The sequence below is a fragment of the Kitasatospora sp. NPDC059722 genome (genome assembly GCF_042733235.1).
Taxonomy (GTDB): Bacteria; Actinomycetota; Actinomycetes; order Streptomycetales; family Streptomycetaceae; genus Kitasatospora.
The window spans coordinates 80,970-102,605 of the sequence record NZ_JBHWGD010000004.1 but is presented as its reverse complement, the minus strand read 5'-3'; the positions used below and the strand labels follow the sequence as shown (position 1 = coordinate 102,605).

The window sequence follows — 21,636 nt, the reverse complement described above, 5'->3', positions numbered from 1 at the left end:
GCGGTCCGGCCGAACACGCCCCGGACACCGGCCGAATGATCCCGGGACTTCGCGGTCGGCTGCCCGCTATCCGAGGAATGACCCGATATGGTCGATCTGCCCCGACCCCGACTCGAAAGGCTCCCGCGTTGAAGGTGACCGAGATCATCCCCGGCTCCCCCTGCTGGGCACAGCTGAGCGTCACGGACATGGACGGCGCCAAGCGGTTCTACGGGGAACTGTTCGGCTGGACCGCCGAGACCGACCCGGACCCCCAGTACGGCGGCTACACGACCTTCTCCCTCGACGGCTCCCCCGCCGCGGGCGCCGCCCCGCTGATGAACCCCCAGCAGCCGGTGATGTGGCTGCTGTCGTTCGCCACCACCGACACCGACGCCACCTGCGAGACCGCCAAGGCCGCGGGCGCCCAGGTGTGGATGGGCCCGATGGAGATCGGCGACCTCGGCCGCTGGGCACTGCTCAGCGACCCGACCGGCGCCCCGTTCGCGGTCTGGCGGGCCCGGGCCTTCCAGGGCTTCGGCGTGGTGAACGAGCCGAACGCCTTCGGCTGGGCGGACCTGTCCACCAGGGACCGCAACGCCGCCGTGGACTTCTACAAGTCCGCCTTCGACTGGCAGGTCTGGCCGAACGACGTCTACCCGATGGTCGGACTGGCCGGCGAGATGTTCGGCGGGGTGATGGAGATGGGCGACCAGTTCCCGCCCGAGATCCCGTCCCACTGGATCCCGCACTTCCTCGTCGCCGACGTGGACGCGTCCGCGGCGACGGCGGGCCGCCTCGGGGCCGAAGTCCTGCACGGGCCCGTCGACGTGGAGATGGAGAACGGCCCGAGGATCGCGGTGATCCGCGACCCGCAGGGCGCCGCCTTCGGCGTCTTCGCGCCCCGCACCGGCGGCTGACCACGCCGCTGCGGCTGTCGAACCACCCCGTGCAGGCCCCGGCTGTCGGACAGCCGGGGCCTGCGCGTTCCCGCAGCCGTTGCGGCCGCGCTTCGACGACGCCGGTCGTACGTTCACAAATCATCGGCCCCAAGGGCACATTTTCCTCACTTGCCGTCAGGACGGCGCTCCGGTTGAATAAATTCCGTTGAACCGGACTTCGTGCGCGACCCGTTGAGCATTGAGGGGACGCGCTCCGCCCGTCCGACGGCCATTCGAGGCCGGCCCGCCCGTGCCCGCACCGCTGCACGGAAGTCACCGAAAATCACCTGGAGTTCGTCGCCATGACGCTTCAATCCCTCTCCCGCCACGCCAACTGCCAGGTCAGACCTCAACAGCCCCCGCGCAATGACCACTTCTTAACCCTGGGGTTACTGTGACTTCAAAGCACGTCTCCATTGCCATCGTGGGCGGCGGCCCGCGCGGACTCAGCATTCTGGAGCGGATCTGCGGAATACCACAGATCCCCTGGGAAAGCCTGTCGATCCATCTGATCGACCCGAATCACCCGGGTTCAGGGACTCATTACCCGAGCCAGCCGAACCACCTGCTCATGAACACCATCGCCGGCCAGGTCACGGTGTTCCGCACCGGTGACTCCAGCGCTCCCGGGCAGCCGGTCTCCGGCCCCGGCCTGGCCGAATGGGCCGGCGTCCCCGAGAACACCTACCTGTCGCGCGGCGTCCTCGGCCGCTACCTGGCCCACTCCTACCGGCTCCTGCGCCGACAGGCGCCCGACACGATCAGAGTCCACGAGCACCGGGCGACCGCGCACACGCTGCGGGCCCTGCGGGACCGGTCCTGGGTCCTCAACCTGTCGGACGGCGCGATCGTCGCCGCGGACTTCGTCTTCCTCACCACCGGCCACGGGACGAACCACCCGACGGAGGAGGACCAGGCGGTCCAGCAGTTCGTCGCCGACCACCACCGGGCCAACCCCCGGTTGCGGTACGTCCGCAACTGCTACCCGCTGCAGAAACTCGACACCATCGAAGCCGGCGCGCGCGTCGCGGTGCGCGGCATGGGGCTGTCGGCGATCGACGCGGTCGCCAGTCTGACCGTCGGCCGCGGCGGACGGTTCGTCACGGGGGCGGACGGGGAGCCCGTCTACCGTCCGAGCGGCGACGAACCCCGGATCCACGTCTACTCGCGCAGTGGCCGGGTCTTCTCTCCCCGGGCCGTCAACCAGAAGACCCCGGCGGACGCGCACCGGCCCTCGGTCCTGAGGGCGGACGAGCTGCGGAACCTGCGCCGGACCCACGGTCAGCTCGACTTCGAGAGCCACCTGCTCCCCCTGCTGCGGGCCGAACTGCGAGCGGCCGCCGAAGCCGTGGGAGGACCGGCGGACCTCCCGGAGGTCGACTCCCTGCTCCGCCGCCCCGAGCCGGGCCCGCCCAGAACGCTCGGCGCGTACCAGTCGGACCTCGTCGACTTCCTCGCGACGGACGAGCGCCGCGCCGCCGAAGGGAACCTGAAGAACCCGGTCAAGGCCGCCGCCGACGCCCTGCGCGACCTGCGCGACGAGCTCCGGCTGGCCGTCGAGCACCGGGGGCTGACCCCGGCCTCGCACCAGCGGTTCTGCCAGGTGTACGCCCCGATGCTGAACGCCGTGGCGGCCGGGCCGCCCGCCTCCAGGTCGCGCGAGTGGCGCGCCCTGTTCGCCGCCGGGGTCCTGCACCTCGGCGCGGGCCCCGGGGCGACGGCCCGACTCGATCCGGAGAGCGCCGAGTTCGTCCTCGACAGCGCCCTGCAGTCCTCACCGCCCACCCGCTTCGACGTGCTCGTCGGGGCGAGCGTCGACCCGTTCCTGCCCGAGCACGACGCCTCGCCGCTGACGCGGTCGCTGCTGTCGGCCGGCCACGCCCGTCCCTTCGCGAACGGCTGGTTCCGGCCGGGCGGCTTCGACGTCGACACCGCCGGACGGCTGATCGACGCGGAGGGCTCGGTCGTGCCGAACATCTGCGCGCTCGGCCACATCACCGAAGGCGCGCACTACTTCACCAACATGCTGCCGGCCCCCGGCGTCGACTCCCGGATCACCGCGGACGCCGCCGCGGCCGTCCAGGCCATGGTCGACCACCTGCTCGCGCCGCAGCGGTCCCCGCAGCAGGCCTGACGGCCGGGACCCTTCCTCAAGACCCTTGGAGACGACGATGACCACCACCCAGCAACGAGCCCCCTGGATAACGCCGTTCACGGTCAAGGGCGACCACGTGACGCTGGTCCCGCTCGAAGCCGGCCACGAGGCCGAGCTCGTCGACGCCGTCGAGGACGGCAAGGTGTGGGACACCTGGTTCGCCGCCGTGCCCTCCCCCGACGGCATGCGGCAGGAGATCGAGTGGCGCCTCGGGCTCGCCGAGGAGGGGCGGATGGTGCCCTTCACCGTGCTCGACGCCCAGGGCCGGATCGCGGGCATGACCGCCTACATGAACGTCGACGCCGCCAACCGCCGGCTGGAGATCGGGCACACCTGGTACCGCGGGAGCGTGCAGCGCACCTCGCTCAACACCGAGGCGAAGCTGCTGCTGCTCCGGCACGCGTTCGAGCAGCAGGACTGCATCGCGGTCGGCTTCCGGACCGCCTTCTTCAACCAGCCCAGCCGACGCGCGATCGAGCGGCTCGGGGCGAAGCTGGAGGGCGTCTGGCGCAACCACCTCATCCTGCCGGACGGGACCCTGCGGGACACCTGCTACTACAGCGTCATCAACGGCGAATGGCCCGCCGTGCAGCGGCACTTGACCTGGCTGCTCGCCCGCGCCGGGTCCGCCTCCGAGTCCGCGTAGTGCCGACTGATCCCGACGCCGCCGGGCCACTGGCCCTGAAGGCCCGGACGGCCGTCTTCCTGCTCGGCCTGTGCGCGCTGCTCAACATCTACTCCACCCAGCCGCTGCTGCCCGAGCTCGCCCCGGACCTCAACGTGCCCGTCGGGCAGGCCGCCTGGACCATCACCGCGACGACGCTGGGCGTCGCGGTGATGGCCCCCTTCGCCGGCTCCGTCTCCGACTTCCTGGGCCGCAAGCGGGTGATGGTGGCGGCGATCGGCGCGTCGCTCGCCGCCACCCTCGCCTGCGCGCTGGCCCGGGACTTCACCGCGATGCTGGTGTGCCGCTTCACCCAGGGCCTGTTCATCCCGTTCGTGTTCGCGGTCGCCGTCTCGTACGTCGCGGAGGAGTGCACCGGCGCGGCGGCGCAGGGGGCGAACGCCCTGTACGTCTCCGGCACGGCGTTCGGCGGGTTCTGCGGGCGCTTCCTCTCGGGCGCGGCGGCCACGCACTTCGGCTGGCGGTCGTCCTTCGTCGCGATGGCCCTCGTGCTGCTCGTCACCCTGGCGGTGACGGCGGCCTGGCTGCCCAGGGAGCGGCGGTTCCGGCGCTCGGAGTCGCTGCTGGCCAGCCTGCAGGGCATCGGGCGGCACTTCGGCAACGCGCGGCTGCTCGGCACCTGCTTCATCGGGGCGGCGATCCTGTTCCTCCAGGTCGGATCCTTCACCTACGCGGGGATGGTCCTGGAAGCCCCGCCGTTCGAGCTGAGCAGCTTCGAGATCGGCGCGGTGTTCGCCGTCTTCCTGGTCGCGGTGGTCGTCACGCCGCTCACCGGCCGCCTGATCGGCCGCATCGGCAGGCTCAGGACCTTCGTCCTGGTCAGCGTCGTCTCCCTGGCCGGTCTCGGCCTCACCCTCGTCCCGTCCACCCCCGCCGTGATCGTCGGCCTGGCGGCGTCGTCCACCGGGGTCTTCTCCGGCCAGGCCTGCGCCATCGGCTACGCCGCCGAGGCCGGCGGGCCCGCCAAGTCCAGCGCCGTCGGGCTGTACCTGACCTCCTACTACGCCGGCGGCAGCATCGGCGCCGTCGCACCGTCCCCGCTCTACACCGCCGCCGGCTGGGGCGCGACCGTCGGCCTGCTGGCCGCCGTGGTCGGCGTCAGCGTCCTGGTGGCGCTCGCCGCCTGGTCGGCCGGGGCCGGCCGACCCCATCGAATCGAGGAACCCGTTTCATGACCGACACGACCGACCTGAACAGCCGGGACACGTTCTTCTGGCTCTGCCGGCTGGACAAGGCCTCGACGGTGATGACCGTCGAGGAGGGCATCGCACCGCGCGAGGTCGGCGCCCGGACGGCGGCCGCGATCGCCAAGGTCGTCTCCGACGCCGAGGCACCCGGGGCCGACCGGCCGACCGACTACCTGCAGGTCGAGCCACTGGTCCGCAACCTGGTGGGGCCGGACAGCTCCCGCATCCACTCCGGGCGCAGCCGTCAGGACATGCTGCCCACCGTCTACCGGCTGCTCCTGCGCGACCGCCTCGTCCTCGTCCACCGCGCACTCGGCGAGCTGCGCACCGGACTGCTCGCGCTCGCCGAGCGGTACGGGACGGCGATCGTGCCCGCGTACACCAACGGCGTCCAGGCCCAGCCGACCACCTTCGGACACCTCCTCCTCGGCTACGAGGCGACCCTCCGGCGCTCGGCCCTGCGCCTGGCCGAGGCCTATCCGCGCGTCAACCGGTGCCCGCTCGGGGCGGCGGCCCTCGCGACGTCGAGCTTCCCCGTCAACCGGGTGCGGCTGGCCGAACTGCTCGGCTTCGACGAGCCCGTGCAGAACTCCTTCGACGCGGCCCAGCTCTCGCCGATCGACATCGGGTTCGAGGTGGCGGCGAACGCCATGACGCTGGCGCTGTCCCTCGGCACCTTCGTCCAGGACGTGCACGCGCAGTACCACCACTCGCGGCCGTGGATCACCCTGGACAACACCGACCTCCTCAGCCCAAGCACCCTGATGCCCCAGAAGCGCAACCCCGTCGCGCTCAACCGGGCCCGGCTGCTGGCCAGCGAGGTGATCGGCGACGGCGTCTCGACGGCACTCGCCGCGCACAACGTGTGCTCGGGCCTCACCGACTACAAGCGGGCCGAGGCACAGCGGACCCTCGACCGCACGCTCGCCCTGCTCGGGGAGGTGCACGCCATCGTGGGCGGCATGCGGCTGGACGAGGAGGCCGCGCTCGCCGAGGTGCGGTCCGACTACTCGACGACCTCGGAGCTGGCGAACGTCCTGCAGCGCGACTGCGACGTCCCGTTCCACATCGGCCACCGGTTCGCCTCCGCCCTCGTCACGTACGGGCGCGGCGGCGGGCTGACGGTGGAGCGGCTCGACTTCGCCGAGGCGCGGCGGCTCTACCGGGAGATCGCGGTGGAGTTCGACGGCGTCGACGGCGAACTCCCGTTGACCGAGGCGCAGTTCCGTGCCGCGCTGGACCCGGTGGACATGGTCGCGTCCTACCGGGGGCTCGGCGGCCCGCAGCCGGCCGAGTTCCGGCGGATGCTCGCGGAGGCCCAGGAGGCGGTGCGGGCCGACGCGTCGTGGCTCGACGCGGTGGCCGGCCGCCTGAGCTCGGCGGAGGCCGCACTGGAGGCGAGCTTCGGCGAACTGGCCGGGTAACCGGCCGCCGACCCGACCGGACAGGCCCGGACAGGAGTGGACAGTCGCCGCTCCTGCCGGGCCTGGATAGTGGACAGCGGCCCGCACGAGTCTGTGCGGCATGAACCTCCACCGCACTCAGCCGGGGCCGCCGACGCCCGGCCCCCGGCCGGCGGCCGTGCTCACGGTGCTCGCCGCCGCGCAGTTCACCGTCATGGTCGCGACCTCGATCGTGAACGTCGCGCTGCCGCAGATCCGCGCCGGGGTCGGCCTGTCGGACGGCGGCACCACGTGGGTGGTCAACGCCTACGGCCTGGCGTTCGGCGCGCTCCTCCTGGCGGGCGGACGGGCGGCCGATCTGTTCGGCCGCCGCCGGGTGCTGACCGCCGGACTCGCGCTGTTCGCGGGCGCCTCCCTGGCAGCGGGCCTGGCCACCTCCCCCGGCGTGCTGATCGCGGCACGCGTCGTCCAGGGCCTGGGCGCCGCCGCCATCGCCCCGGCCGCGCTCGCCCTGGCCATGGACCTGTACCCGCCCGGGCCCGCACGCGGCCGGGCGCTGGGGGTCTGGGGCGCCGTCTCCGGCGCGGGCGGGGCGGGCGGCGTGCTGCTGGGCGGTGCGCTCACCCAGGCGTGGGGCTGGCCGTGGATCTTCCACGCCGTCGCGCTCGGGACGGTGCTCGTCCTCGTCGCCGTCGCGGCCCTCCTCCCCCGCGCCGCCGGCCGCGGCGGCGGCGCGTTCGACCTGCTTGGCACGACCACCGTCACCCTCGCCCTGACCTGCCTGGTCTGGGGACTCACCACCGCGCGGGGCGCCGGCTGGACGGACGGCCGGGTGCTGGCCGCCCTCGGCTCCGCCGCCGCGCTGCTCGCCGTCTTCGCCGTCATCGAGCCGCGCCGCCCGAACGCGCTGATCCCGCCGCGCCTGTTCGCCACCGGCCGCGTCGCCGCGGGCAACCTGCTGATGGCCCTGCTCGGGTCCGTCTGGATCGCCCTCTTCTTCTTCCTGCCGCTCTACCAGCAGCAGGTCCTCGGCTCCGGCCCCCTGGCCACCGGCGCGGGCCAACTCCCGCTCGCCGCCGCCAACATGCTCGGCTCCACGCTCGCCCCGCGCATCTCCCGGCGGATCGGCGCCACCGCGACCGTGACCGCGGCCCTCCTCACCGAAGCCACGGGCCTGCTCTGGCTATCCCGGATCAGCGCCGACGGGAGCTACCTCGCCGACGTCCTCGCGCCGAGCGTCCTGGTCGGCCTCGGCCTGAGCGTCGCCTTCGTCCAGCTCACCGCGTTCGCCGTGGACGGCCTCCCGCCGCAGGACGCGGGCCTGGCCGGTGGGTTGGTGAACACCACCCGCCAGGTCGGCGGCGCGATCGGCCTCGCCGCCCTGGCCACCCTCGCCGGCTCCGTCACCGGCCGCGCCTCCGCCCACGCCCCGCACCTGGAAGCCCTCACGGCCGGCTACCGGGCCGCCTTCACGGTCTCGGCCGCCGTCCTGGCCGCGACGGCCGTCCTCGCGCTGCTCCTCGCCCGCTGCACCGGACCGCGCATCGCCGTCGAGCCCGCACGTCCGGCCGCCGAACCGCGCACCCTGCGAACCTCCCGTCCCTACTGAACAACACCCGTCATCGAGGAAGGAAGCCCACCCATGGCCACCATCGACGAGACCGCCCCCGTCATCGTCCGCCTGAGCACCACGATCGACGCCCCGCTCGCGACGGTCTGGGACGTCCACACCGACATCGCGGCCTGGCCCGCCTGGAACGCGGACGTCGACCGGGCCGCACCCGACGGCCCGCTGGCGCCCGGCAGCACCTTCCGCTGGCGGACCCACGGCCTGGACATCACCTCCACCGTCCTCGAACTCACCCCCGGCGAAAGGATCGTGTGGGGCGGTCCCGCGAACGGCATCGACGGCATCCATGTCTGGACGTTCGAGCAGGACGGCGACCACGTCACCGTCCGCACCGAGGAGTCCTGGGGCGGCGCCCCGGTCGAGGCCGCCGCCGACCAGCTCCGCAACGCCCTCCACGACTCCCTCGTGGACTGGCTCTCCCGCCTCAAGGCCCGCGCCGAGCAGTCCGCCTGACAACGCCGCACACCCTGACAACGCACCACACCCTGACGAGAAAGGCCCCTTCCATGACCACCGACAAGCCCTACCTGCTCGGCCACTACACCCCCGTCGCCGACGAGATCACCGCCACCGAACTCACCGTCGAGGGCGCCCTGCCCCCCGAGCTGACCGGCCGGCTGCTGCGCAACAGCCACAACCCCAAGCCCGGCGTCACCCCCGCCCACTGGTTCAAGGGCAGCGGCATGGTCCACGGCGTCCGCCTGCGCGAGGGCCGCGCCGAGTGGTACCGCAACCGCTGGGTCCGCACCCCCGCGCTCGACGGCGCCCCGTACCTGACCGAGCACGGCCCCGACCTGGCCGCCAGCACCGCCGGCACGCACGTCATCGAGCACGCCGGCCGGCTGCTCGCCCTGTGCGAGGCGAACCTGCCCTTCGAGCTCACCCGGGAGCTGGAGACGGTCGGCGCCTTCGACTTCGACGGCAAGCTGCGCACCGCGATGACGGCCCACCCCAAGCAGGACCCGGTGACGGGCGAGCTCCACTTCTTCGGGTCCTCGCCGTTCCCGCCCTTCCTCGTCTACCACGTCGCCGATGCCAAGGGCCGGATCGTCCGCAGCACCGAGATCCCGGGCGCGACCGCCTCGCTCAAGCACGACTTCGCCGTCACCCGCCGGCACGTGGTCTTCATCGAGGGCAACGTCACCTTCGACCCGGACGAGCATTCCGGCATCCCCTACGGCTGGAGCGACACCCAGCCCGCCCGGATCGGCGTCATGCCGCGCGGGGAGGACGGCACGCGGCACATCCGCTGGTTCTCCATCGAGCCGGGCAACATGCTGCACGTCGCCAACGCCTACGAGGACGGCCAGGGCCGCATCGTCCTGGAGGGCCCGACCGTCGACCGCGAGGGCTTCCGGCTCTCCTGGAACTGGTGGGTCGGCGCCCCCGGGCGCGGCACCGAGCCCAACGCCCGCTCCTACACCCGCCGTTGGGTGATCGACCTGGCGGCGGGCAGCGTCGACGAGCGGATCGTCGACGACCTCCCGGTGGAGTTCCCGACCCTCAACGAGGACTACCTCGGGGTCGAGAACCGCTACCAGTACGCCGTCTCCTTCCCCGACGAGAAGGGCTACGGCGGCTACGGCGTGGTCAAGTACGACCGCACCACCGGCGCCCGCCGCATCCACCGGGTCGGCGACGCCCGCCTGCCCAGCGAGGCCGTCTTCGTCCCCGCGGCCGGCGCCGTCCACGAGGACGACGGCTACCTGCTCACCGTCGTCTCCGACCTCAAGCAGGACGCCTCGCAACTCCTCGTCCTCGACGCGGCCGGCCTGGACCGGGTCGCCGCCGTCCACCTCCCCCGCCGGGTGACCGCGGGCATCCACGGCTCCTGGATCCCCGACACCGCCCTCGACGGCTCGGACGCCTGAAACGCCGCCGGCGCGCCCTCCCCCACGGCAGGGGGCGGGCGCGCCGGCGGTGTCGGCGGGGCTACTGCGGCGTCACGTACGCGCCGGAGATGCCACCGTCGACGAGGAAGGTGTTGGCGGTCATGAAGGAGGAGTCGTCAGAGGCGAGGAAGGCCACCGCGGCGGCGATCTCCTCGGGCTCGGCGAAGCGGCCCAGCGGGATGTGGACCAGGCGGCGGGCGGCCCGCTCCGGGTCCTTGGCGAAGAGCTCCTGGAGCAGCGGGGTGTTCACCGGCCCGGGGCACAGGGCGTTGACGCGGATGCCCTCGCGGGCGAACTGCACGCCCAGCTCGCGGGACATGGCCAGCACGCCGCCCTTGGAGGCGCTGTAGGAGATCTGCGAGGTGGCCGCGCCCATCACGGCGACGAACGACGCCGTGTTGATGATCGAGCCCTTGCCCTGGCGCTGCATGTGCGGGATCGCGTACTTGCAGCACAGGTAGACGCTGGTGAGGTTGACCTCCTGGACGCGCTTCCAGGCCTCCAGGCCGGTGGTGAGGATGGAGTCGTCGTCCGGCGGGGAGATGCCCGCGTTGTTGAAGGTGATGTCGAGGCGGCCGTACTCGTCGACGGCCCGCTGGAAGAGGTCGCGCACCGCGGCCTCGTCGGTGACGTCGGCCTGGATGAACAGGCCGCCGACCTCGTTGGCGGCCTTGGCGCCGGTCTCGGGGTCGAGGTCGACGCAGACCACCTTCGCGCCCTCGGCGGCGAAGCGGCGGGCGGTCGCCAGGCCGATGCCGCTGCCGGCGCCGGTGATGACGGCCACGCGGCCGTCGAGTCGCTGGGTCATGCTGATCATTCCTCCGTGGAGATGAAGACGTTCTTGGTCTGGGTGAAGGCGTCGAGGGCGTCCGGGCCGAGCTCGCGGCCGAGGCCGGACTGCTTGAAGCCGCCGAACGGCGTGGTGTAGCGCACCGAGGAGTGCGAGTTGACGGAGAGGTTGCCGGCGTCGACGCCGCGCGAGACCCGCAGGGCGCGGCCGAGGTCCCGGGTCCAGATGGAGCCGGACAGGCCGTACTCGGTGGCGTTGGCGATGCGCAGGGCGTCCTCCTCGTCGCGGAACGGGACGACGGCGACGACCGGGCCGAAGATCTCCTCGGTGAAGGCGCGGTCGTCGTGCCGCACGGGCGCGAGGACGGTCGGCGGGTACCAGAAGCCGGGCCCGTCGGGGGCGCTGCCGCGGAAGGCGACGGCCGACGCGTCCGGGACGTACGAGGAGACCCGCTCGCGGTGGGCGGCCGAGATCAGCGGGCCCATCTCGGTCTTCTCGTCGGTCGGGTCGCCGACCCGGACCCCGCGGACGGCCGGCTCCAGGAGCGCCATGAAGTCGTCGAACACGGAGGCCTCGACGAGGATCCGGGAGCGGGCGCAGCAGTCCTGGCCGGCGTTGTCGAACACGGCGTAGGGCGCGGTCGCGGCGGCCTTGGCGAGGTCGGCGTCGGCGAAGACGATGTTGGCGCTCTTGCCGCCGAGTTCGAGGGTGACGGGCTTCACCTGGGCGGCGCAGCCCGCCATGATCTCCTTGCCGACCCTGGTCGAGCCGGTGAACACGACCTTGCGCACGTCGGGGTGGGTGACGAAGCGCTGTCCGACGACCGGGCCGCGGCCGGGCAGGACCTGGAGCACGCCCTCGGGGATCCCGGCCGCCAGGGCGAGTTCGCCGAGGCGCAGCGCGGTGAGCGGGGTGAGCTCGGCCGGTTTGACGATGACGGTGTTGCCGGCGGCGAGTGCCGGGGCGAGGGCCCAGGCGGCGATCGGCATGGGGAAGTTCCAGGGCACGATGACGCCGACGACGCCGATCGGCTCCTGGAAGGTGACGTCGATGCCGCCGGCGACGGGGATCTGCCGGCCGAACAGGCGCTCGGGGGCGGCGGCGTAGTACTCGATGACGTCCCGCGCGTTGCCCGCCTCCCAGCGGGCGTTGCCGATGGTGTGGCCGGCGTTGGCGACCTCCAGGGCGGCGAGGTGCTCGCGGTCGGCGTCGACGGCGGCGGCGAAGGCGCGCAGCAGCCGGGCGCGGTCGGCGGGGGCCACCCGGCGCCAGGTGTCGAAGGCGGCGCGGGCGCGGGCGACGGCGGCGTCGGTCTCGGCGAGGCCGGCCAGTTCGACGGTGGTGATCACCTCCTCGGTGGCGGGGTTGACGACCTCGAAGAGGTCAGGTTCGGTCATCGGGCGGTCTCCCTCTGGCTGGCGGTGATGAACGCGTGGAACAGGCGCAGGTCGTCGGGGTCGGTCTCGGGGTGCCACTGGACGCCCAGGGCGAAGCGGTGGCCGGTGAGTTCGAGCGCCTCGACTGTGCCATCGGCACTGTGCGCGGTGGCCTGAAGGCCGCTGCCGAGCCGGTCGACGGCCTGGTGGTGGTAACAGGAGACCTCGGTGGCGGGCCCGAGGACGGCGGCGAGCCGGCTGCCGTCCGCGAGGCCGACGCGGTGGCGGACGAAGCGGGCGGGGACGATCTGGTGGCTGTCGTCGGGCAGGTGCTGGACGAGGGTGCCGCCGAGTTCGACGTTGAGCAGCTGCATGCCGCGGCAGACGCCGAGCAGCGGCAGGTCCCGGGCGAGGGCGGCGCCGAGGAGCCGGCTCTCCCAGTCGTCGCGGGCGTGGTGGGGCGGGCCGGTGCGCGGGTCGGGGGTCGCCGCGTAGCGGGCCGGGTCGACGTCCGGTCCGCCGGCGAGGACGAGTCCGTCGAGGGCGTCGAGCAGGTGGCCGGCGCCGCCCGGCTGGGGCGGCAGGAGCACCGGGGTGCCGCCCGCGCGGACGACGGCGTCGACGTACGTCTGGGGCACGAGGGAGGCGCGCTGGTTCCAGACGGACCAGGCGGCGTCGTCCTGGTAGCTGCTGATGCCGATGAGCGGTCGACGGCGGTCGTCGTGGGTCACAGCCGCTCGAATCCGCGGCGCCGCTCCCAGTCGGTCACCGCCCGCTCGTAGGAGGCGAGTTCGGTGCGCCCGGCGTGGGTGTAGTGCCGGACGACGTCCTTGCCGAAGGCCTCGGTGGCGACGGCGCTGCGCTCGAAGGCGTCGACCGCGTCGCGCAGGGTGGCGGGCACCCGGGGCGCGTCGGAGGCGTACGCGTTGCCAGTGAACTCCGGCTGGAGTTCGAGCTGTTGCTCGACGCCGTGCAGTCCGGCGGCGATCAGGGCGGCGACCGCGAGGTAGGGGTTGACGTCGCCGCCGGGGACGCGGTTCTCGAAGCGCAGCGACGGGCCGTGGCCGACGACGCGCAGGGCGCAGGTGCGGTTGTCGCGACCCCAGGCGATGGCGGTGGGCGCGAAGCTGCCGGGGACGTAGCGCTTGTAGGAGTTGACGGTGGGGGCGAACAGCAGGGCGAAGTCGGCGAGGCAGGCGAGCTGGCCCGCGAGGAAGTGCTCCATGGTGCGGGAGAAGCCGTGCGGGCGGTCGCCGGCGAACACCGGGGCGCCCTGCTCGTCGCGCAGGCTCAGGTGGATGTGGCAGGAGTTGCCCTCGCGTTCGTCGTACTTCGCCATGAACGTGAGGCTGCAGCCCTCCTGGGCGGCGATCTCCTTGGCGCCGGTCTTGTAGACGGCGTGGTTGTCGCAGGTGGTGAGGGCGTCGGCGTACTTGAAGGCGATCTCGTGCTGGCCGAGGTTGCACTCGCCCTTGGCGGACTCGACGGTGAGGCCGGCGCCGGCCATGCCGTTGCGCAGGCGGCGCAGGAGGGGTTCGATGCGTCCGGTGCCGAGGATGGAGTAGTCGACGTTGTACTGGTTGGCCGGGGTGAGCCGGGTGTAGTCCTTGTCCCAGGCCTGTTCGTAGCTGTCCCGGAAGACGATGAACTCCAGCTCGGTGGCGGCCTGGGCCTGCCAGCCGTAGCCGGCCAGGCGGTCCAGCTGGCGCTGGAGGACCTGGCGCGGGGAGACGGCGACCGGGGTGCCGTCGTGGTGGACGACGTCGCACTGGACCATGACGGTGGCGGGGTGCCAGGGGACGGACCGCAGGGTGGCGAGGTCGGGGCGCAGCGTCAGGTCGCCGTAGCCGTTCTCCCAGGAGGAGATCTCGTACCCGTCGACGGTGTTCATGTCGACGTCGACGGCCAGCAGGTAGCCGCAGCCCTCGGCGGCGCCGGGCACGACGTCGTCGAGGAAGTACTCGGCGGCGACGCGTTTGCCCTGGAGGCGCCCCTGCATGTCGGTCATGGCGAGCACGACGGTGTCGACGGACCCGTCGGCGACGCGGGTGCGCAGCTCGTCGAGGGTGAGCCGGGGGGTGGTCATCGGGTCTCCAGTTCGGTGTCCGGGGCGTCGGGCGCGGACGGCGTGGACGGCGTGGACGGCGTGGACGGTGCGGTCGGGGCGGCGCCGACGTGGGGCCCGGTGAACCAGTGCCGGGCGGAGGCCAGCCACCAGAGGCCGGCGAAGCCGACCACGACGGCCACGGCGACGGGGGTGTAGTTGAAGCTCTCGGCGTCGATCGGGCTGGCGGTGGGCAGCATGAACAGGACGGTGATCACCGCCGTCCAGGCGACGGCGACGATGCCTATCGGCCGGCTCCAGCGGCCCAGGTGCCAGGGGCCGCGCGGGAAGTCCTCGCCCTGGCGCAGCCGCAGGTACACCGGGATGACGTAGGAGATGTAGAGGCCGATGACGGAGATCGAGGTCACGGCCGTGTAGGCGGTGTTGTTCCAGAGCGCGGGCAGTCCGAGCAGCAGGGCGCCGCCGGTGGCCAGCCAGACCGCGTTGGTCGGGGTCTGGGTGCGCGGGGAGATGCGGTGCCACAGGCGGGAGCCGGGCAGCGCGCCGTCGCGGGAGAAGGCGTAGATCATGCGGGAGTTGGCGGTGACCGAGGCCATGCCGCAGAAGAACTGGGCGCCGATGACGATGATCAGCAGGAACTGGGCGCCGCCGGAGCCGATCGCGTCGATGAAGATCTGCGCGGGCGGGACCTGGGTGTCGCTGTTGAGCGCGCCGTCGTAGTCGCGGATCGCGAAGGTGATGCCGAGCAGCAGGATCCAGCCGGCGACCAGGGAGACGGTGATGGCGTTGACGATGCCGCGCGGGCCGGAGCGGGCGGCGTCCTGGGTCTCCTCGGTCATGTGCGCGGAGGCGTCGTAGCCGGTGAGGGTGTACTGGGCCATCAGCAGGCCGAGCATCGCGACGTAGAACTGGTTGTGGAACCCGGTCTGGTTGACGAACTCGGTGAGGACGAAGGACACGGAGGCGTGCCGCTCGGGGAGGAACGCGAGCGCGCCGACGATGATCGCGACGCCGACCAGGTGCCACCACACGGACACGCTGTTGAGGAGGGCGACCAGGCGCACCCCGAAGGTGTTGAGCAGGCCGTGCACCACCAGGATGACCGCGAAGATCTCCATGGTGTGCGCGGGGGTGGCCGCGACGCCGAAGCGGAGGTCGAGGAACGCGTTGGTGAAGAAGGCGGCGCCGTAGTCGACGCTGGCGGTCACCGCGACCTGGCCGAGGAAGTTGAACCAGCCGGTGAACCAGCTCCAGGCCGGGCCGCTCGTTCGACTCAGCTTGGCGGACCAGTAGTAGAGCCCGCCGGCCGTCGGGTAGCTGGAGCAGATCTCGGCCATCGCGAGGCCGACGCAGAGGGTCAGCAGGCCGACCACCGGCCAGCCCCAGATGATCAGGGCCGGGCCGCCGGTCTTCATCCCCGTCCCGTACAGGGTGAGGCAGCCGGAGAGGATCGAGACGATGGAGAAGGAGACGGCGAAGTTGGAGAAGCCCGACATCGAGCGGGCCAGCTCCTGGGTGTAGCCCAGCTCGCGGAGGCGTTGTTCGTCGGCGGAAACGGGGGAGGAGTCCACCGGAAACACGGCGGGGCCAGGGTGGTCGGGTGAGCGTGCGTCGGTCATGGGCACCCCTGGGGGTTGAGGGTGTGCCGGGGTGCGCGCGGCCACGACGGCGTGGCGCGGTCGCCCCGGCGGGTTCGACGGTCGGACGGCTCTTCAATGGTCTGGAATCAGTCCATTGGGTGGGTGAGCAGCATCGTTCCGGCTGGACGGGGGCCGCGTCAAGAGTGGGAGGGGAACGAGTACGGGAATCCCGTTCGTAGGTACGATTCCGGCGTGGACGTGGACGAAACACGTGAGCGGGCGCGGCTCGACTGGCAGGCCGGGGCAATCTTCCGCCCGGTGCGGACCGGCAACGCCTTCGAGGAGACCGTCGAACGGCTGCTCCAGGCGATCAAGCTCGGCGTCTTCGGCCCCGGCGACCGGCTGCCCGCCGAACGCGACCTCGCCGCCCGGCTCGGCGTCAGCCGCGACACCCTGCGCGAGGCGCTCCGCACGCTCCAGCAGGCCGACTGCGTCGAACCCCGCCGCGGCCGCTACGGCGGCACCTTCGTCACCTACCGGATGCCCGAACCGGACGTCGACGACCTGCGCCGCGCGGCCCGTGACCTCGGCGGCGCGCTGGAGGACGCGCTGACCTACCGCCAGGTCCTGGAGGTCGGCGCCGCCGAGGCCGCCGCCCGGCGCCCCCTCTCCCCCGAGCAGCGGGCCCACCTGGAGAGCCGGCTGGAGGAGCTGGAGGGGGCGCCGGCGGAGCAGTACCGCCAGCTGGACTCGCGCTTCCACCTCGCCATCGGCGAGCTCACCGGCTCCCCCACCCTCGCCGCGGCCATCGCCGAGGCCCGGATGCGGCTCAACGACCTGCTCAACGCGATCCCCATGCTGGACCGCAACATCGAGCACGCCGCCGAGCAGCACCGGGCGATGGTGCGGGCGATCCTCGACGGCGACGGCGACGGCGCCCGCCGCGCCACCGAGGAGCACCTCGCCGCGACGGCGGCGCTGCTGCGCGGCTTCCTGGCCTGAGGCCGCTACGACGCCGCGGACCGGTGGTGCAGCGTGTCGTCCAGCCAGTCGTACCTCACGAGGTCGGGCCGTGCAACTCCCGCTGCCACAGGGCCTCGCCGAGCAGGTCCAGGCCCTGGCGCAGGTGGCGCCGGTAGGTGCCGAAGGGCAGGCCGAGGCGGCGGGCGGCGGCCTCCTGGGTGGGCGCGCCGGAGAAGTAGCCCGCCGTCAGGGCGTCCCGGGCCCGCACGCCGCGCGGGTCCCGCGCGAGGTCGTCGACGGACCGGCGCAGCAGCGCGCGCAACTCCGCGACGGGATCGGCGAGGTCGGCCGCGAGACGGGCCCGCATCAGCGCGCAGGCGGCGAAGGCGCCCGGGTCGCGCCAGTGCGTCAGCGCCTCGCGCACGGCCTGGTCGAACGCGGAGCGCGAGACGGGCGACGGTCCCGACGAGACGGGCTCGTCGGTGGCCGTGATGAAGCGCTGGAGCCAGGCCTCCACGGGCACCTGACGCCAGTCGACGCCGAACACCCCGTAGGTGTGCTCACCGACGCGCGGCCGCGCACCGGTGTCGGCGAGGGTCCCCCTGACGCGCTCGGCCCACGTCTCGGCGTCCCGCCAGACGGCGAAGCCGTACGCACGGCCGCGGGCGCGGGCGGACTCCGCCTGGGCGCGGGAACTGCTCAGGTCGATGACGCGCGACGGGACCTGGTAGCGCTCCGGGTAGACCGTGAAGCGGCTGATCCCGATGTGCTCGCCCGGGCGGACCGGCACGGCGGCCTCGGTGTGCGCCCACGCCGCGGCGACGACGGGATCGGTGGCCAGGTCCTCGGGGTCGGGCGGGGCTGGCAGCGCGAGCCGGGCCGTGAACGCCACGACGCGGCCCGTGCCGACGAGGCGGTAGACGCTGAAGGCCTCCGGCTGGCGCTGCGCCCAGTAGCGGACCAGGTCGGCGGAGGCGGTGCCCTCGGCCTCCTCCGCCATGCGCAGCACGACGGCCAGGTCCTCCGGGTGCAGCGGGCGGTCGTGCACCTCGTCCTCGCGGTCCCAGGTCCGCAGCCGCGCCAGGGCCTTGCCCTCCCGGAAGAGGTAGAAGAGCTCGTCGGTGACGGTCCACGCCCGCTCCTCGGGTTCCTCGCGCAGGATCCGCAGGTACTCGTCCGCGAGGCGCCGGCGCATCGTCGCGAAGGCGTTGGGCGCCCGCCAGCGCAGGTCGGCGGCCAGCGTCTCGCGTGCGGCGTCGTGGGGATGGAGCCCCTGGTGCGTGGACTCCATGAACGGCAGGTCCCTCAGCCAGGAGAAGAGGACGTGGGCGTCCTCCTCGGGCAGCACCGCGGTGAGGAGCTCCTCCGAAGTCGAGAAGGCCTGGGCCGCCACCTCCAGGGCGCGCCGGTGGGCGGCGGTGGGCACCTCGCCGATCAGGCCGGTCAGCAGGGTGCGCAGGACGTCCGCCGAGGGGGCCCAGATCTCCTCCCGGCCGCAGCCCGCCGATCCCGCGGCCGCCGCGAGGGACAGCGCCAGCGGGTTGCCCCCGGCGAAGCGCAGCACGCGGTCCCGCAGTTCCGGGTGGATCCGCGCCGCCACGAGCAGGCCGCGGGCCTGCTCCTCGGAGAACGGCTCCAGCTCGGTCACGTGCAGGAGCCCGGACCAGGCGGGGTCGGCGGCCCACTGCGGCTGCGGCGCGAGCCGGCCGGCCAGCACGACCAGGGCGTCGTCCGCGGCGCGCGGCAGGAAGTGGTGCCACAGCCAGCTCTCCAGCCACTGGCAGTGCTCGAAGGAGTCCACGAACAGCACCGTGCCGGGGACGTCCAGGAACGCGGCGGCCGCACGCTCGAAGTCGGCCGGGTCCCGGCTGACGAAGCGGCCGTCGAGCTCGACGAGCGGCCGTCCCTCCGCGCGGGCGTCGTCGGCCAGACGCCGCAGCAGCGTCGACTTCCCGATGCCGCCCGGTCCGACCACGTAGAAGGCGAACGGCGCCTGCGGCCGCCCGGCCAGGGCGTCGCCGAAGCGCTCCAGTTGCTCGTCCCGGCCTATGAACGCCCGGACGCGCGCGCTGCTGAGCCTCTCCCCCACGGACACCACGGCGGCTCCCCTTCCCTCCGGTTTCAGCCGCCCATCCAACCAGACGCAACTCCTTCGCGTTAGTCTGGACCGCATGAATGCCCGACCGACCACACGCCCCGGCGGGCGCAGCGCCCGCGTCCAGCAGTCCGTCCACCAGGCCGTCCGCGATCTCGAAGCGGAACTGGGCCGGGACGCCCTCACCGTGCCCCTGATCGCCGCCCGTGCGGGCGTCACGCCGTCCACCGTCTACCGCCGCTGGGGGGACCTGCGGGAACTCCTGTCGGACGTGGCCGTGGAGCGGCTGCGCCCCGACGCCCCGCCGGCCGACCACGGGAGCCTGCGGGCGGACCTGGAGGCGTGGACGGCGCAGTTCGCCGAGGAGATGTCCTCGACGGCGGGCCTCGCGTACATCCGCGACGCACTGCTGGGCGATCCCGGGCACGGCAACGCGGCGCGCTGCTCCGACTACGCCGCCGAGCAGTTGAAGGCGGTCGGGGTGCGCGCGGCCGGGCGCGGGGAGGCCGTGCCCGACCTGGAGGGCCTGCTGGACGCCGTCGTCGCCCCCCTGATGTACCGGATCCTGTTCCGCCCCTCGGACCTGTCGGCCGCCTACACGGACCACCTGGTGGCGACGGCGCTGGGCCGGATCGCGCCGCCTCCCGCCCTCACGTAAAAGCTAAGGGTTTGCGTTTGAGGGACTGTGAGCCTAGAGTGCTTAACGCAAAGCATTCGCCTTAAGGCTCAGAGGTGCTTCCATGTCCAGCGTCATCGCCTTACTGTCCCGTCCCCCTCGCCTTCCCGTCCTGGGCCGCCGCGTCGCCTTCCCGCTCCACGCCTCGGTCCTGGTCGGCCTGCTGGCCGCCTCCAGCGCGCCGACCCCCGTCTACGCGCTCTACCAGGCCGCCTGGCACTTCTCGGCCATGACGCTCACCGTCGTCTTCAGCACCTACGCACTCGCCCTGCTGGTGGCGCTCCTGACCGCGGGAACGCTCTCGGACCACCTCGGCCGCCGTCCGGTCCTCGCCGGGGCGCTGGTCGCCGAAGCCGTCGCCATGGCCCTCTTCGCCACCGCCCAGGGCGTGCCGGCGCTGATCGCCGCCCGGATCCTGCAGGGCCTGGCCACCGGCGTGGCCACCAGCGCCGCCGGAGCCGCCCTGCTCGACTTCGAGGACCCCGACCGCCCCGGCCGGGCCACGGCCGCCAACGGCATCACCCCCGTGGCCGGCATGGCGGCCGGCGTCCTGGCCGCGACCGCCCTCGTGCAGTACGCCCCCGCCCCGACCCGGACGGTCTACCTGCTGCTGCTCGTCCTGTTCACCGCCCAGGCCGCCGCCGTCCTGCTCACCCCCGAGACCGCCCGCCCCCACCCCGGCGCCTGGCGCTCCCTGCGCCCCGCGGTCACCGTCTCCCCCGCCTCCCGCCCGGCCTTCGCCCTCGCCGCGCCCGGCATCGTCGCCGCGTGGGCCCTGGGCGGCTTCTACTCCTCCCTCGGCCCCTCGCTCGCCCGGCTCATCGCCCCGCACGCCACCCGCGCCACCGGCGGCCTGGTCTTCTTCACCATGACGGCCGCAGCGGGCCTCGCCGCCCACGCCGCCCGGGCGCTGCCCGCCCGCACCGTCAACCTCGCGGGCACCGCACTCCTGATCCCGGGCGCCCTGCTCACCCTGAGCAGCCCCCAACTGCACAGCCTGACCGCCCTGTTCGCGGGCACCGCCCTCGCCGGCGCGGGCTTCGGCGCCGTCACCCAGGGAGCCCTGCGCCTGCTGCTCCCCCCGGCCGCCCCCGACGAACGCGCCGGCACCCTCGCCGCCTACTACGTCCTCAGCTACCTCGCCATGAGCATCCCCGCCGTCCTCGCCGGACTGCTCACCAACCTCTACGGCCTGCAGACCGCCGTCGCCGTCTACGCCGCGACCGTCGTCCTGCTGGCCGCCACCGGCCTCACCCACGCCGCGCGGCAGCACCGCCCGGCCCCGCACCCCTCCGGAAGGACCCCCCGATGAACACCGGCTGGAACCTCGGCGACATCACCGTCCGCCGCGTCGACGAGATCGAACTGCCCCGCCAGACCGGCCCCTGGCTGCTGCCCGCCGCCACCAAGGAGGTGCTGGACGAAGCACCGTGGCTGCGCCCCGACTTCGCCGACGCCGACGTCCCCCGTCTGGCGAGCCACGGCTTCGCCCTGGAGGCCGGCGGACTGCGGATCGTCGTGGACACCGGCATCGGCAACGGCAAGACCCGCGCCAACCCGGCCTGGAACGGCCTCGACACCGACTTCCTGGACCGCCTGACGGCCGCCGGCTTCCCGCCCGAGAGCGTCGACCTCGTGATCACCACCCACCTGCACACCGACCACGTCGGCTGGAACACCCGCCTCGACGGCGAGGACTGGGTCCCCACCTTCCCCAACGCCCGCTACCTCACCAGCCGCACCGAATGGGACCACTGGGCCGCCACCGAGCTGGACGAGGCCCGCGCCCAGATGTTCCGCGACTCCGTCCACCCCGTCCACGACGCCGGGCTGTACCACCCCGTCGACGTCCCCGAGCAGGGCCGCGAAGTGGCCCCCGGCGTCCGCCTGGTCCCGGCCCCCGGCCACACCCCGGGCCAGGTCGCCGTGGAACTGCGCGGAGCCGACCGCCGCGCCCTGATCACCGGCGACAGCATCCACCACCCCGTCCAGCTCTCCCACCCCCACGTGCACAGCTGCGTCGACATCGACTCCGCCCAGGCGATCCGCACCCGCGCCGGGATGCTCGAAGCCCTCGCCGACACCGACGCCCTGCTCCTGGGCACGCACTTCCCGCACCCCACGGGCGGCACCGTCCGCCGCGAGAACGGCCACTACCGCCTCCACGCCGAGCCGGCCGGCCAACTCCCGCCCACGGCGGCCTGATCCAGGCGCCGGCC

Annotated in this window: 18 protein-coding genes; 12 read left to right on the top strand and 6 right to left on the bottom strand. The window is 73.3% G+C overall.

From position 1 onward, the window contains the following. Positions 1–134 precede the first annotated feature (134 nt). The 8 genes from ACFV4F_RS03875 to ACFV4F_RS03840 all read left to right on the top strand — a co-directional run bounded on the left by ACFV4F_RS03875 (position 135) and on the right by ACFV4F_RS03840 (position 9,851). Positions 135–899 (top strand): VOC family protein, encoded by a 765-nt coding sequence (locus ACFV4F_RS03875; RefSeq protein WP_380437689.1) that lies wholly within the window; start codon positions 135–137, stop codon positions 897–899. Between the two features lie 415 nt (positions 900–1,314). Further along, the gene (locus ACFV4F_RS03870; RefSeq protein ID WP_380500321.1) at positions 1,315–3,054 is read left to right on the top strand and encodes an FAD/NAD(P)-binding protein; all 1,740 of its coding nucleotides are present in this window, start codon (positions 1,315–1,317) and stop codon (positions 3,052–3,054) included. 37 nt (positions 3,055–3,091) lie between these two features. Then, positions 3,092–3,721 (top strand): GNAT family N-acetyltransferase, encoded by a 630-nt coding sequence (locus tag ACFV4F_RS03865; protein ID WP_380437691.1) that lies wholly within the window; start codon positions 3,092–3,094, stop codon positions 3,719–3,721. Beyond that, positions 3,721–4,935, top strand: coding sequence for an MFS transporter (locus ACFV4F_RS03860; RefSeq protein WP_380500320.1), 1,215 nt, complete (start codon positions 3,721–3,723; stop codon positions 4,933–4,935). The genes ACFV4F_RS03865 and ACFV4F_RS03860 overlap by 1 nt, the downstream gene beginning before the upstream one ends. Further along, complete coding sequence (locus ACFV4F_RS03855; RefSeq protein WP_380500319.1) at positions 4,932–6,371, top strand: lyase family protein; 1,440 nt, start codon at positions 4,932–4,934, stop codon at positions 6,369–6,371. Before ACFV4F_RS03860 ends, ACFV4F_RS03855 begins: the two co-directional genes overlap by 4 nt. 100 nt (positions 6,372–6,471) lie before the next feature. Continuing rightward, on the top strand, positions 6,472–7,959 hold the full coding sequence (locus ACFV4F_RS03850; RefSeq protein ID WP_380500318.1) for an MFS transporter: 1,488 nt from the start codon (positions 6,472–6,474) through the stop codon (positions 7,957–7,959). Between the two features lie 33 nt (positions 7,960–7,992). Further along, positions 7,993–8,433 (top strand): SRPBCC family protein, encoded by a 441-nt coding sequence (locus ACFV4F_RS03845; protein WP_380500317.1) that lies wholly within the window; start codon positions 7,993–7,995, stop codon positions 8,431–8,433. A 53-nt stretch (positions 8,434–8,486) separates the two neighbouring features. Beyond that, on the top strand, positions 8,487–9,851 hold the full coding sequence (locus ACFV4F_RS03840; RefSeq protein ID WP_380500316.1) for a carotenoid oxygenase family protein: 1,365 nt from the start codon (positions 8,487–8,489) through the stop codon (positions 9,849–9,851). 61 nt (positions 9,852–9,912) lie between these two features. Here the strand turns inward: ACFV4F_RS03840 and ACFV4F_RS03835 are convergent, their stop codons facing one another. From ACFV4F_RS03835 to ACFV4F_RS03815, 5 genes are read right to left on the bottom strand one after another with little or no spacing between them, the layout of a single operon-like run. Next, complete coding sequence (locus tag ACFV4F_RS03835; protein ID WP_030557237.1) at positions 9,913–10,680, bottom strand: 3-oxoacyl-ACP reductase; 768 nt, start codon at positions 10,678–10,680, stop codon at positions 9,913–9,915. 5 nt (positions 10,681–10,685) lie between these two features. Beyond that, positions 10,686–12,059 carry an aldehyde dehydrogenase family protein gene (locus ACFV4F_RS03830; protein ID WP_380437700.1) on the bottom strand — a complete coding sequence of 458 codons (1,374 nt, stop codon included), beginning with the start codon at positions 12,057–12,059 and terminating at the stop codon, positions 10,686–10,688. Next, on the bottom strand, positions 12,056–12,769 hold the full coding sequence (locus ACFV4F_RS03825) for a gamma-glutamyl-gamma-aminobutyrate hydrolase family protein (RefSeq protein ID WP_380500315.1): 714 nt from the start codon (positions 12,767–12,769) through the stop codon (positions 12,056–12,058). The genes ACFV4F_RS03830 and ACFV4F_RS03825 overlap by 4 nt, the downstream gene beginning before the upstream one ends. Further along, on the bottom strand, positions 12,766–14,124 hold the full coding sequence (locus ACFV4F_RS03820) for a glutamine synthetase family protein (RefSeq protein ID WP_380437704.1): 1,359 nt from the start codon (positions 14,122–14,124) through the stop codon (positions 12,766–12,768). The genes ACFV4F_RS03825 and ACFV4F_RS03820 overlap by 4 nt, the downstream gene beginning before the upstream one ends. Then, positions 14,121–15,722, bottom strand: a complete 1,602-nt coding sequence (locus ACFV4F_RS03815; protein WP_380500314.1) for an amino acid permease — start codon at positions 15,720–15,722, stop codon at positions 14,121–14,123. Before ACFV4F_RS03815 ends, ACFV4F_RS03820 begins: the two co-directional genes overlap by 4 nt. A 219-nt stretch (positions 15,723–15,941) precedes the next feature. Between ACFV4F_RS03815 and ACFV4F_RS03810 the strand changes: the two genes are divergently transcribed. Further along, positions 15,942–16,685: a FadR/GntR family transcriptional regulator gene (locus ACFV4F_RS03810; protein ID WP_380437767.1), complete on the top strand. Its 744-nt coding sequence runs from the start codon at positions 15,942–15,944 to the stop codon at positions 16,683–16,685. Positions 16,686–16,740: 55 nt separating this feature from the next. Here ACFV4F_RS03810 and ACFV4F_RS03805 read toward each other — a convergent pair whose 3' ends face one another. After that, positions 16,741–18,741, bottom strand: coding sequence for an AAA family ATPase (locus ACFV4F_RS03805; protein WP_380500313.1), 2,001 nt, complete (start codon positions 18,739–18,741; stop codon positions 16,741–16,743). Between the two features lie 76 nt (positions 18,742–18,817). Between ACFV4F_RS03805 and ACFV4F_RS03800 the strand changes: the two genes are divergently transcribed. The 3 genes from ACFV4F_RS03800 to ACFV4F_RS03790 all read left to right on the top strand — a co-directional run bounded on the left by ACFV4F_RS03800 (position 18,818) and on the right by ACFV4F_RS03790 (position 21,622). Beyond that, positions 18,818–19,399 (top strand): TetR/AcrR family transcriptional regulator, encoded by a 582-nt coding sequence (locus ACFV4F_RS03800; protein WP_380500312.1) that lies wholly within the window; start codon positions 18,818–18,820, stop codon positions 19,397–19,399. 82 nt (positions 19,400–19,481) lie between these two features. Next, the gene (locus ACFV4F_RS03795) at positions 19,482–20,729 is read left to right on the top strand and encodes an MFS transporter (protein WP_380500311.1); all 1,248 of its coding nucleotides are present in this window, start codon (positions 19,482–19,484) and stop codon (positions 20,727–20,729) included. Then, positions 20,726–21,622, top strand: coding sequence for an MBL fold metallo-hydrolase (locus ACFV4F_RS03790; RefSeq protein WP_380500310.1), 897 nt, complete (start codon positions 20,726–20,728; stop codon positions 21,620–21,622). The genes ACFV4F_RS03795 and ACFV4F_RS03790 overlap by 4 nt, the downstream gene beginning before the upstream one ends. The last annotated feature ends 14 nt before the right edge of the window (positions 21,623–21,636 follow it).